Origin of the sequence: Fictibacillus sp. 7GRE50 (genome assembly GCF_015903875.1) — a bacterium.
GTDB lineage: Bacteria > Bacillota > Bacilli > Bacillales > Fictibacillaceae > Fictibacillus > Fictibacillus phosphorivorans.
The window spans coordinates 256,902-269,019 of record NZ_JACZDW010000001.1 but is presented as its reverse complement, the minus strand read 5'-3'; the positions used below and the strand labels follow the sequence as shown (position 1 = coordinate 269,019).

At 39.7% G+C, this 12,118-nt stretch carries 11 protein-coding genes and 1 other annotated feature; of the genes, 7 read left to right on the top strand and 4 right to left on the bottom strand.

Features of this window, described 5'->3' with window-relative positions; all coding sequences use genetic code 11:
- Positions 1 to 72 precede the first annotated feature (72 nt).
- Entirely contained in the window at positions 73 to 444 is a 372-nt protein-coding gene (locus IHV12_RS01270) for a VOC family protein (protein WP_197131801.1), read from the top strand.
- On the opposite strand, the gene IHV12_RS01265 is transcribed toward IHV12_RS01270, so the two are convergent.
- On the bottom strand, positions 434 to 952 hold the full coding sequence (locus IHV12_RS01265; RefSeq protein WP_197131798.1) for a gamma carbonic anhydrase family protein: 519 nt from the start codon (positions 950 to 952) through the stop codon (positions 434 to 436). The genes IHV12_RS01270 and IHV12_RS01265 overlap by 11 nt on opposite strands.
- A gap of 60 nt (positions 953 to 1,012) precedes the next feature.
- Between IHV12_RS01265 and IHV12_RS01260 the strand changes: the two genes are divergently transcribed.
- Both IHV12_RS01260 and IHV12_RS01255 read left to right on the top strand, forming a co-directional pair.
- On the top strand, positions 1,013 to 1,825 hold the full coding sequence (locus IHV12_RS01260; RefSeq protein ID WP_231620608.1) for an alpha/beta hydrolase: 813 nt from the start codon (positions 1,013 to 1,015) through the stop codon (positions 1,823 to 1,825).
- 41 nt (positions 1,826 to 1,866) lie between these two features.
- Positions 1,867 to 2,937 carry a tetraprenyl-beta-curcumene synthase family protein gene (locus tag IHV12_RS01255; protein WP_197189621.1) on the top strand — a complete coding sequence of 357 codons (1,071 nt, stop codon included), beginning with the start codon at positions 1,867 to 1,869 and terminating at the stop codon, positions 2,935 to 2,937.
- Between the two features lie 334 nt (positions 2,938 to 3,271).
- Here the strand turns inward: IHV12_RS01255 and IHV12_RS01250 are convergent, their stop codons facing one another.
- Together IHV12_RS01250 and IHV12_RS01245 are read right to left on the bottom strand one after the other, a co-directional pair.
- Positions 3,272 to 3,847, bottom strand: a complete 576-nt coding sequence (locus IHV12_RS01250) for a class I SAM-dependent methyltransferase (protein WP_197189620.1) — start codon at positions 3,845 to 3,847, stop codon at positions 3,272 to 3,274.
- Positions 3,844 to 4,809, bottom strand: a complete 966-nt coding sequence (locus IHV12_RS01245) for a TIGR01212 family radical SAM protein (RefSeq protein ID WP_197189619.1) — start codon at positions 4,807 to 4,809, stop codon at positions 3,844 to 3,846. The genes IHV12_RS01250 and IHV12_RS01245 overlap by 4 nt, the downstream gene beginning before the upstream one ends.
- A 165-nt stretch (positions 4,810 to 4,974) precedes the next feature.
- Between IHV12_RS01245 and IHV12_RS01240 the strand changes: the two genes are divergently transcribed.
- Entirely contained in the window at positions 4,975 to 6,171 is a 1,197-nt protein-coding gene (locus IHV12_RS01240) for an MDR family MFS transporter (RefSeq protein ID WP_197131787.1), read from the top strand.
- 75 nt (positions 6,172 to 6,246) lie between these two features.
- Here IHV12_RS01240 and IHV12_RS01235 read toward each other — a convergent pair whose 3' ends face one another.
- Positions 6,247 to 6,846 (bottom strand): biotin transporter BioY, encoded by a 600-nt coding sequence (locus tag IHV12_RS01235; RefSeq protein WP_231620607.1) that lies wholly within the window; start codon positions 6,844 to 6,846, stop codon positions 6,247 to 6,249.
- A 170-nt stretch (positions 6,847 to 7,016) separates the two neighbouring features.
- Positions 7,017 to 7,245: a binding site (T-box leader), on the top strand.
- A 61-nt stretch (positions 7,246 to 7,306) separates the two neighbouring features.
- Here IHV12_RS01235 and leuS point away from each other — a divergent pair.
- From leuS to IHV12_RS01220, 3 genes are all read left to right on the top strand, one after another.
- On the top strand, positions 7,307 to 9,727 hold the full coding sequence (gene leuS, locus IHV12_RS01230; protein WP_197189618.1) for a leucine--tRNA ligase: 2,421 nt from the start codon (positions 7,307 to 7,309) through the stop codon (positions 9,725 to 9,727).
- A 15-nt stretch (positions 9,728 to 9,742) separates the two neighbouring features.
- Positions 9,743 to 10,042, top strand: coding sequence for a rhodanese-like domain-containing protein (locus IHV12_RS01225; protein WP_197189617.1), 300 nt, complete (start codon positions 9,743 to 9,745; stop codon positions 10,040 to 10,042).
- Between the two features lie 137 nt (positions 10,043 to 10,179).
- Complete coding sequence (locus tag IHV12_RS01220) at positions 10,180 to 12,099, top strand: putative bifunctional diguanylate cyclase/phosphodiesterase (protein ID WP_197189616.1); 1,920 nt, start codon at positions 10,180 to 10,182, stop codon at positions 12,097 to 12,099.
- The last annotated feature ends 19 nt before the right edge of the window (positions 12,100 to 12,118 follow it).

The window sequence follows — 12,118 nt, the reverse complement described above, 5'->3', positions numbered from 1 at the left end:
AATTCATCTCAAATTGTTTGTTTCTATGTTAAAATTATGGGCAAAACATACAGAGAGGTGAGGTGGAAGTACATGTATGCAGGAATACATCATGTATCCTTACTTGTAACAAATCTAAAAGAATCCCTTTATTTTTATGAGGGAATTCTCGGTTTCAAGCAAAATAAAAAACGCCCGCAGTTTGATTTTCCAGGCGTTTGGTATGATATCGGTGACACACAGCTTCATTTGATCGTTCATCCTAAAGGTAAGGCTAGAAGAAATACGACTGAGATTGATAGCAGAGACGGTCATTTTGCGATAAGAGTTACCGACATGGACAAGCTAATAAAAACATTAGATGTTCATAACGTTCCTTATGTTAACAAACCAACAAACAAAACAGAGTGGCATCAAGTTTTTGTGAGTGATCCAGATGGTAACCTAATCGAGTTTAACGTTTAGGCTGCAAGGACTTATAATACTGACCTTTCTCGTAATATTCACGGCGAATGCGGTTCATGTCCGTGATATCTTCTTCTGTTAATTCTCTAATCACCTTAGCAGGCCGACCGAAAGCTAACGTATTAGGTGGTATCTTTTTTCCAGGAGGAACAAGACTTCCTGCGCCTATAAAAGCTCCTTGTCCAATGTGAGCTCCATCGAGCACGAGTGAACCCATTCCGATCAATGCGTTCTCTTCAACGACACAACTATGTAAAATCACGCTATGTCCAACTGTAACGCCATCTTTTAAATGAAGAGGGCGGTTCGGGCTTTGATGAAGAACGGAATTATCTTGAACATTTACATAGTTTCCAATGATAGTCGGGGAAACATCTCCTCGTATGGATGTGTTAAACCATACAGAAGAATATTCGCCAATCTGAACATCACCCGTTATGGTGACATAGTCTGCAATAAAGGCAGTTTCTGAAATCTTAGGTTGTTTATCTCCAAATGGATAGATCATCATTATACACTCCTATTATCAATATTTATCTATCTACAGTTTAGCAAATCATCAAGTCTTATGAATAGAGAAGAAGGTGGAGAAATGTGGACGTGGAAAACAAAAAAGGATGCGATCGGAACAATCGTTGTCGTACATGGTGCAAATGAACATCATGGCAGGTATGATTGGGTCATCAAGCAACTGAACGAAGCGGGCTTGCATTGTGTTTCAGGCGATCTTCCTGGTCAAGGTACGACAACGAGAAGAAGAGGACATATTGATGCATTCGACGATTATATCCAAACCATAGAAAAATGGTATCTAGAAGCCGAGAAATTAGGCCTTCCCGTATATATCTTAGGACACAGCATGGGTGGATTAGCTGTGATCAGAACCTTGATGGAAAAAAGGCTAAGCGTAAAAGCGGTAATCTTATCCTCTCCGTGTTTAGGATTGGTTCATTACCCATCAAAAGGAAAAGAAGCCGTTTCCGTTCTATTGAACAAACTCGCTCCGAGTGTAAGGTTAGCGACCAACTTACCTGAAGGCAGTGCTACAAGGAACGAAGAGATACGTATTCGTGATAGAGAGGATAAGTTGATCGTTAAGAAAGTTTCTGTCAGGTGGTATCGAGAGTTGATTGGTTCGATAAAACATGTTTTTGATCATTATAAAGATTTCCCAAATGTACCTTTAATGCTTTTACAAGCGGGGGATGATCGAATCGTGGACAAAATGAAAGTTATGCAATGGTTTAACGCAGTGCAGCTCCAAGAGAAATGGTATAAAGAATTTCCGTCCCTATATCATGAAGTATTAAACGAGCCTGAAAGAGATCATGTGTTTAATTATGTGAAAAAATTTCTATTTTTGCATAGCGAGGTCGATTAAAGAAAAAGGTAAGGAAAGAAATAAACAAAAGGAGCCATCTTATGAACAAAGTTCCGGTTCACCCTTGGGGATTGATGTATTCCGTTTATACGCAGATTTTTCCGGCCGTCAGTCTTCTGCTGAAGACCTGGCATAATAGAGCTGAAAAGATTCCTAACCCTGAATTAAGAAAACAGGCAGTTAGCAGCATATCGGATAAGATGTTTCACTGTGAAGGGGGAGCTATCCTCACACTGCTAGCAGGTAACCAGCGCAAAAAAGCTATAGAGTTTGTGGTGGCGTACCAAACGATCAGCGACTATTTAGATAATCTTTGTGACAGAAGCACGTCACTGAATGAAAAAGATTTCCGAGCACTTCATGAAAGCATGTTTCATGCCCTATCTCCTGGCGCTGTTCCTACTAATTATTATCGTTACAGAGAAGAACAGGACGACGGAGGTTATTTAAACGAACTTGTCTACACGTGTCAAAGTGTTTTGTCAGAGATGAAAGCTTATCCGAATATCGCAAGTGAACTAATCGGACTTGCTTCGATTTATTGTGACCTGCAAGTACATAAACATGTAATCGTTCAAGAAAGAGAGCCCCGCTTAATCAGTTGGTTCGGAGAGTATCAATCTGTTCTACCGGATATTACTTGGTACGAATTTTCAGCTTGTGCAGGATCAACGCTCGGTATTTTTTGTTTAGTCAGCTATGCGTTTCAAGGAAACTTCACGAAAGAATCTGCTGCAACGATAAAGAAAGGATATTTTCCATGGCTACAAGGTCTTCATATTCTTTTGGATTATTTTATTGATCAAAATGAGGACAAGTTAGAAGGTGATCTTAATTTTTGTACGTATTATAAGAATGATCAGCACATGTTAGAACGTATGGTTTATTTTGCGGAAAAAGCAGAGAAAAGCTGTGCAAACCTGCCTAACTCAAGGTTTCACCGTTTGATCCAAAGAGGTCTCTTAGGGATCTATCTTGCAGATCGGAAGGTGTCTGAGAGCCCTGGAATCAAAAAGATGGCTGCAAAGCTCGTTAAAGTTGGTGGCGTAACGAGTTACTTCTTCTATGTAAATCGAAAATTATATCAAAGATTAAAACCTTCTATCTCATAAATAAATTTCTGATAGAGCAAGTTTTGTAGCTCTTGGAATTGGTTGGTCTCCGCTCCATGTGCTTCGCTTTTAGCAGGGGTATGTGAGGATAGTAACTATTGCGTAATTTGTCGAGGATTGTAAACTCGTGGATAAAAGACAAAAACTTTTGGATGGAGAGGCAAATCTCGTGGATAAACAGCCGAAACTTCTGGATTGCGTGCTCAAATTTCTGGATTGATGATGCATAATACCCCAACGTGTATAGATGGCGACTAGTTTCTGAATCCTGAGACTGCACCATTTAACAAGAGTATACTTTAAAAAAGGCTGAATCAACTTTGATTAGTTGAGTTCAGCCTCTTTTTTCGATTGCGACTACAAATGGCGGGTCGTTTTTTTGATTAATAAATTCGTATTGTAAAACATGAGCCTGTTTTTGATCCAGCTGTTTTACATAATTCATGACTAGTTCTTTTTCTCTTTTTCCCTCTTCATGCCCATGGTAGATCACGAGTATGATGATGCCTTCAGGTTTTAATAGTTGCAAGAGCTGTTCAATAGCACCGATTGTAGATGATCCTGTTGTTGTAATCGACTTATCGCTTCCAGGCAAGTAACCAAGGTTGAAAATAGCGGCAGTTACTTTTGTGTGAAGATTACTAGGTAACTGAGTTGTTAATTCATCATGAGAGGAATGAAAAAAAGTAACGTTATGATCTGCATGATGATCAACAAGCCGTTGCTTTGAGTTCTCGATTGCTTGCTTTTGAATATCAAAAGCAAACACATGGCCGCTCTCACCGACGAGTTTTGATAAAAATAAAGTGTCGTTTCCGTTTCCGCATGTTGCATCAATTACGATATCTCCCTCATCACAAAATGTACGAAGAAGTGTTCTCGCAAACGGCAAAACTCCTTCTAATTTCATGGTGTATTCACCTCAGACGTATTATAAAATTCCCCTTGAAAACTATTTCTGTTTTTAAGCTCACTTTCAATCGCGTTTAACACTTTCCATTTATTTAAACTCCACATTGGTCCGACCAATAGATCAGATGGTCCATCTCCAGTCAGGCGATGAATCATCATATGTGGGGGAAGAATCTCTAGTTGGTCACAAACAAGTTTTACATATGTGTCAAAATCAAGAAATTCTAACATACCTTGTTCGTATTGTTTGACCATCGGTGTCTTTTTTAGAAGATGAAGCAAATGAATCTTGATTCCTTGAACATCTAGTTTCGCAACTTCCCTTGCTGTTTCTATCATCATTTCTGGAGTTTCTAAAGGCAATCCGTTAATGATGTGTGTACACACTCTAATGTTATGTTTTCGAAGTTTTTCTACTCCTTCTACATATGTTGCGTAATCATGAGCTCTGTTTATGAGCAATGCTGTTCGCTCATGTACAGTCTGAAGTCCTAACTCGATCCAAAGATAAGTTCGTTTATTTAAGTCAGCTAAATATTCAATTACATCATCCGGTAAACAATCAGGTCTCGTAGCAATGGAAAGTCCAACAACACCTTCTTGTTCGAGCACCGTTTCATATAGCTCTTTTAGTTGCTCAACAGGAGCGTACGTGTTCGTAAAAGCTTGGAAATAGCCTATATATTTACCTTTTTTCCATTTCGAATGCATTCTTTTTTTAACGGTGTGAAACTGTGTGATGATATCATCACGGCGGTTTCCTGCAAAATCTCCTGAGCCGCTTTGAGAGCAGAAGGTACATCCTCCAAATGCTGCGTTGCCATCACGATTCGGACAATCGAATCCGCCATCAAGTGGTACTTTAATAATTTTATCTCCAAAATGGGACTTTAAATGCTGATTCCATGTGTAATATCTTTTTTCTCCAAAATAATCTGGTTTTTCCATAAGGTGTGTCATCTTTCTCACTCCTTCATACGGTGATGAGCACCATATGACATTGTAGCATGTTCGCACGTTGAGCGGCAAAATGAGTTGTCAGTACTTTCAAATTGTAAAGTGCAGGAAAAAGGAATAAAATACAGAGTGGTTTATGACATCTTAGTTAGCAAGCGGGGGATATTTATGCCAGCGAAAGTATGGCTGCTCATTATTGGAATGGCACTTAATGTGACGGGCTCAAGTTTTTTGTGGCCGATCAATACGATTTTTATACATGAACACCTTGGTAAATCACTTACCGTAGCAGGAATGGTTCTATTACTTAACTCAGGTGCTGGAATCATCGGTAACTTAACGGGAGGATTGCTGTTTGATAAATTAGGAGGCTACAAGACGATTATGCTCGGAGTCTCCATTTCATTTACGACTTCTTTCTTATTAATCTGGTTTCATGATTTTTGGATGTACAGTATCCTTCTTGTTTTTATGGGATTTGGAATGGGAATCGTCTTTCCATCTATGTATGCTTTAGCAGGTACGATGTGGAAAGAGGGTGGAAGGAAGGCGTTTAACAGAATCTATATTGCACAGAATGTAGGAGTGGCGCTTGGGGCTGCTCTTGGTGGATTTGCAGCTTCGTATTCTTTCACACTGTCATTCATCAGTTGTTCCACTCTATCTTTTGTATTTTTTATTATTGTGTTATTCGGCTTTAAAGGCATAGATGAAAAAGAAGAAGCATCTGTGCAAACCGTTTTTTCTCAACGTAAAAGAATTCACAACAAAGAAGCGTTTATTGCTTTGTTAATTTTATGCGGAGGGTATCTGTTGGCTTGGATAGGTTATGTTCAGTGGCAGTCCACGATCGCCGCTTATACGCAATCACTAGGGGTAAGTCTGAAAATGTATAGTTTACTCTGGACCGTTAATGGTGTGTTTATCGTTCTTGGTCAGCCGCTGGTCAACCTTTTCTTGAAAAAGTGGCTTCATTCTACAACATCTCAAATTTTGGTCGGTTATTGTATATTTGTCATTTCATTTGTGATGGTGGGAAATGCAAAAGACTTTAGTGGGTTTATGGTAGCGATGATTGTGCTGACAATAGGAGAGATGCTCGTATGGCCAGGTGTTCCATCCATCGCAGCAGAGCTCGCTCCTGAAGGCAGAGCAGGATTCTATCAAGGAATCGTAAATTCTACTGCCACAGGCGGAAGGATGCTCGGTCCGTTGTTTGGAGGAATGATTGCAGATCTGTTCAACATATCTGTGTTGTTTCAAACGATTATCGGCCTGATGGTGCTTGCTTTCATTTTAACGATCCTATATAGCAAGAGTCGACATGCCATACAACAGACTGAAATTCCTCAACAAGCTTCTTGAGATTGATAGATAATGAACAACCAAGAGACCGTGATGTGATAATCACGGTCTCTTGGTTGTTCATATTTTAATGAATTAAGCAGCTCTTGTTTCTTCTTTTGGAAGCAGTTTAGCTGACATTAATCTTCTTCTGATCGTAACACCAAGAACGGAAGCCAAAATGGCTTTAATTACTCCGACAAGTAAAAAAGGAATAACACCAAGACTCAACGCTTGTTCCCAGCTAAGGCTTGCGATGAACTTTAGTTGAACGGCACCGAACACAAGTGTGATCACCATACCTGCCATGTTTGCTACAACAGCAGGCAGCAGAGTAAAACTTGTCTTTTCTAAAATGAGTCCAGTGATAAAAGCAGCGATAATAAAGCCGACGATATAGCCTCCTGTTGGACCGATCAGTACCATGAACCCACCTTTAGCTTCAGAAAATACTGGGAGACCGATCGCACCCATAGCGACGTAGATCATCACAGCTAATGTGCCGTATTTACGACCTAAAATAGTTGCGCAAAGACCAATCGCTAATGTCTGCCCTGTAATCGGAACTACCGGTAGTGGAATGGTCAGCTGAGCAAGAATCGCTGTAATTCCTGCCATAAGTGCTGCGTAAAGTGACATCTTCAGTTTTTCGTTGGTTTCATGCATGTTTGTTGCACCCCTTTTAAATGTTAACATGAAAATAATAACGGTTAACATAACATTATACAGCTCCTAAATGTTTGTCAAGATACCGCTTACAGCGATATAGCATTTGTTTAAAAGTGGGAAAAATAGGCTATTATACGTCTAAACAACCTTGACAATTTAGGGAGTTATTCATAAAATACAAATTAGCATCTAAATTTTTAATAACGATGATAGGGAATAGTAAAAAAAGAATGGAATGATAGAGAGTTGACGGCTGGTGCAAGTCAACCCGGACTTTTTTGAACTCGCCCTTTAGTTGCAAGTGTGAATGAAGTAATGCTTGCCGTTCGCCGCGTTAAGGTATGTTTCCGAGTGAATGCGATTTTTGCATTAATCAGGGTGGTACCGCGGCAGGTTTAAATTGTTAACTAACCTTTCGTCCCTAATGTTTATTAGGGGCGGGAGGTTTTTTGTTTTTAAAAGTATAGTTTTCTAAGGAGGATCGGTTATGTATTATAACCACAAAACAATCGAGAAAAAGTGGCAACAGTTTTGGGATCAGAACAAAACGTTCCAAACAAAAGAAGAATATGATAAAAAGAAATTTTACGCGCTAGATATGTTTCCATACCCATCTGGAGCTGGCCTTCATGTTGGTCATCCAGAAGGTTATACGGCGACAGATATTCTATCTAGAATGAAGCGTATGCAAGGATACAACGTACTTCATCCGATGGGGTGGGATGCTTTCGGACTTCCTGCCGAACAGTATGCGCTTGATACAGGAAACGATCCAGCAGAATTTACAGAAACAAACATCAATACGTTCCGCAGACAGATTAAAGAGCTTGGTTTCTCTTATGACTGGGACCGTGAAGTTAACACAACAGATCCTTCTTATTACAAATGGACTCAATGGATCTTTATCCAGCTTTATAATAAAGGACTTGCATATGTAGATGAAGTACCTGTTAACTGGTGTGAAGCACTTGGAACGGTACTTGCAAACGAAGAAGTCATCGATGGAAAAAGTGAACGTGGCGGCCATCCTGTTGTTCGTAAACCTATGAGACAATGGATGCTTAAGATCACAGCATACGCTGACAGATTGTTAGAAGATCTAGATGAACTAGATTGGCCTGAGAGCTTGAAAGACATGCAGCGAAACTGGATCGGCCGCTCAGAGGGAGCTGAAGTACACTTTGATGTAGATGGACATTCTTCTAAAATCACAGTGTTCACGACACGACCTGATACACTTTTCGGTGCGACATACTTAGTTTTAGCTCCTGAAAATAAACTAGTGAACGATATTGTAACAGAAGACCAAAAAGAGGCAGTAACCGCTTATCAAAGACAAGTAGAAACAAAGTCTGATCTTGAACGTACAGAGCTTGCAAAAGAAAAGTCTGGTGTGTTTACAGGTGCATATGCGATTCATCCTGTAACAGGTGCAAAACTTCCGATCTGGATTGCAGACTATGTATTAGCAAGCTATGGAACAGGTGCGATCATGGCAGTTCCTGCTCACGATGAACGTGATCACGAGTTCGCAGTTAAGTTTGAACTTCCGATCGCTGAAGTGGTTGCCGGCGGAAATGTGGCAGAAGAAGCATACACAGGTGATGGTGAACACGTTAATTCAGATTTCTTGAATGGCATGCAGAAAGAAAAAGCGATTGCAACAATGAACGAATGGCTTTCTGAGAACAAAAAAGGTGAGAAGAAGATTACTTATCGTCTTCGTGACTGGTTATTCTCACGTCAGCGTTATTGGGGCGAGCCGATTCCGGTTATTCATTGGGAAGATGGTACGATGTCGACGGTTTCAGAAGATCAACTTCCTCTTCTTCTTCCGATTGTTAAAGAGATCAAACCTTCAGGCACAGGAGAATCTCCTCTCGCTAACGTTGAAGAGTGGGTAAACGTTGTTGATCCTGAAACAGGAAAGAAAGGACGTCGTGAAACGAATACGATGCCTCAGTGGGCAGGAAGCTGCTGGTATTACCTTCGTTATATCGATCCAAAAAACGAGGAGCAATTGGCATCTCCAGAGAAGCTTAAGCATTGGCTTCCGGTTGACATTTATATCGGTGGAGCGGAGCACGCGGTGTTGCATCTTCTTTATGCTCGTTTCTGGCATAAGGTTCTTTACGACCTAGGTATCGTACCAACAAAAGAACCTTTCCAAAAACTTTTCAACCAAGGGATGATTCTTGGAGAAAATAATGAAAAGATGAGTAAATCTAAAGGAAACGTAGTTAACCCTGACGAGATCGTAACGAGCCATGGTGCAGATACACTGCGTTTGTATGAGATGTTCATGGGACCACTTGACGCTTCCATCGCATGGAGCACAACTGGTTTAGACGGAGCTCGCAGATTCCTAGATCGTGTATGGAGATTGCTTCTTGCTGAAGATGGAGAGAAGATAAATCCTTCTATCCAAGATAAACAAGGAACAGAGGCCTTCAACCGTCTTTACCATATGACGGTAAAGAAAGTAACGGAAGATTATGAAGGGCTGCGCTTTAATACAGCCATTTCACAATTGATGGTGTTTGTAAATGAAGCAAACAAACAAGAAGTTCTTCCAAAGGATTTCATGCAAGGTTTTGTTAAGATGCTTTCCCCGATCGCTCCGCATATTTGTGAAGAGCTTTGGGAAATGCTGGGTGGAGAAGGCAGCATCGCATATGCGTCTTGGCCGGTTTGGGATGAAGCACAGCTTGTAGAAAATGAAGTTGAAATCGTTGTTCAAGTTAACGGCAAACTTAAAGCAAAGATGACGATTGCGGCTAACATCAGTGGTTCTGATATGGAAGAAGCTGCTCTAAAAGATGAATCCGTTCAACAAAGCATTGAAGGAAAGACGATTCGCAAAGTGATTACAGTTCCAGGTAAGCTTGTGAATATCGTTGCGAATTAAAGGAGGCAAACGTTCATGGAAGAGTTAAAAGAAATTTCACCATCAGAAGTAAAGCAATTGCTCCAAGAGGGCAAAAAGATATCTCTGATTGATGTTCGAGAAGATGAAGAAGTAGCTGAAGGGAAGATCCCAGAAGCAGCGCATATCAAAATGGGTGAAATACCAGTTCGTCTAGATGAAATAAACAAGGACGAAGAACACATCATCGTCTGCCGTTCCGGACGCCGCAGTGAGAATGTTGCTTATTTCCTGCTAGATCATGGATTTAAGGTCAAGAATATGACAGGCGGCATGCTGGAATATAATAAGGACTAAAACGATAATATTACTCTCTGCTCATGACTTGAGCAGAGAGTTTTTTTTATAAGTATGTTTACTTTATTGAAGAAAGTTTAAATTTCCATGAAATAGCCGATAGAAAAGGTATACTTAATAGCCTTGGAGGCTTACAAATGCCATTAAAACACGCAAAAACAAAAAAATGGACCTATATCATAGCGGTTTTGTTTACCTTACATACTGTAAGCACAATAGGATTAATGTATAATCAGAGCTATTTGATGTATGGGATCGACTTAGGAATTGTTGTTCTTTTTGCAATTTTGATTTATAAGATGCTGATCGTAAAAGATAGTTATGCAATAAATTTAGAGCAAGAGATCTTAAATCACAAAGAAACTTTTGCGGAATTAGAAGCGAGTCGAGTGAAGCTTCAAAATATATTTGACAGTATCGATGTTGCGATATGGTCACACAATTTGAAGACCAATAAACTTTTGATCACATCGGGTATTGAAAAGTTATATGGTTATCCTTTGCAAGCTTTTTATGATGACTCAGAATTGTGGAAAAAGGTCATTCACCCTGATGATGACGAAATCATCATAAACCGAGGTATAGCTATTCAAAACGGATTGATCACTACAAGTGAGTATCGAATCATGAAGCCGAACGGTGAGATACGCTGGATTCAAGATCGGGGAATTCCCTTTTTAGATGCCAACAAAAAATTAGTTGATTTTAACTCTATTCTTATTGATATTACAGAAAGAAAAAGAGCTGAAATTACGATTGAGCATATGGCTTATTATGATGAACTAACGGGGCTGCCTAATCGTAATGGATTTATGCAGACGATAGAAAAACAAATAAAGGAAGCAGACGTACAGAGTCGCAATCTAGCTCTGTTGTACGTGGATCTAGATCGGTTTAATGTTCTGAACGATACTCTTGGGCATAGCTTTGGTGATCTGTTGCTGCAGAAGGTAGCAGAACTTTTAAAGGTTACGGTTGGATATAACGGAACCGTGTTTAGGAGAAGTGGAGATGAATTTCTGATTTTGTTAAACTTTAAAGAAATCAGTGAGATTAAACAAAAAGCAGAACAGATCATTCAAGCTTTTACAAAACCGTTCAAGTTGAGTGGGCAAGAAGTATTTACAACACCAAGCATAGGTATCAGTACATATCCAGGGAATGGTTCAGACAGTGAAACACTCTTAAAACGCGCTGATTCCGCTTTGTACCAAGCAAAGGAAAAAGGACGAAACAATTATCAATTTTTCACGGAGCAACGTGATGGCAAGATGGAAAGAAGGTTAACTCTCGAGCATGGTTTAAGAAGAGCTTTAACGAACAAAGAATTCTTTCTTGTTTATCAACCTTTAGTTCATATCGGAAATAATAAGATTCTGGGTGTCGAAGCGTTATTGCGCTGGAATAAAGAAGATGAAGGGATGATCTCTCCTGCTGAATTCATACCAATAGCTGAAGAGACGGGGATGATTCTACCAATCGGAGAATGGGTGTTAAGAGAAGCTTGTTTGCAAGGGGTACATTGGCATGAAAATGGCTTTAGTGACCTCTTAATCTCCGTAAATATATCGGTTAGACAACTATTAGAAGAAGCATTTATCGAAAGAGTTGAAAGTATTTTAGCTGAAACTGAATTTCCTCCTACTTCATTAGAGCTGGAGATTACAGAAAGTACCACGATGCAAAACATGGAGGAAGCTCTTCCGATATTAAATTCTTTAAGGGCGAAAGGAATTCGCATATCTGTCGATGACTTTGGTACAGGTTATTCCTCGTTAACGTATTTGAGACAATTACCCGTTGATACATTAAAGATTGATAAGATGTTTATCGATGATATTTTGACAGATTCAAAAGCAGGAGCGATTGTAAAAACGATAATTGATATGGGACATAATCTCGATTTTAGTGTAATTGCAGAAGGAATCGAAAGCCGTGAGCAGATCAATTTCTTAGTAGAGCAAGGGTGTGTATTCGGCCAAGGTTATCATCTGTACAAGCCGCTTCATGCTGATGAACTCCAAAGACAGTTACATAAGAATGTTGTTATGAATTAGAAAGAAGCTTAAAACGTCG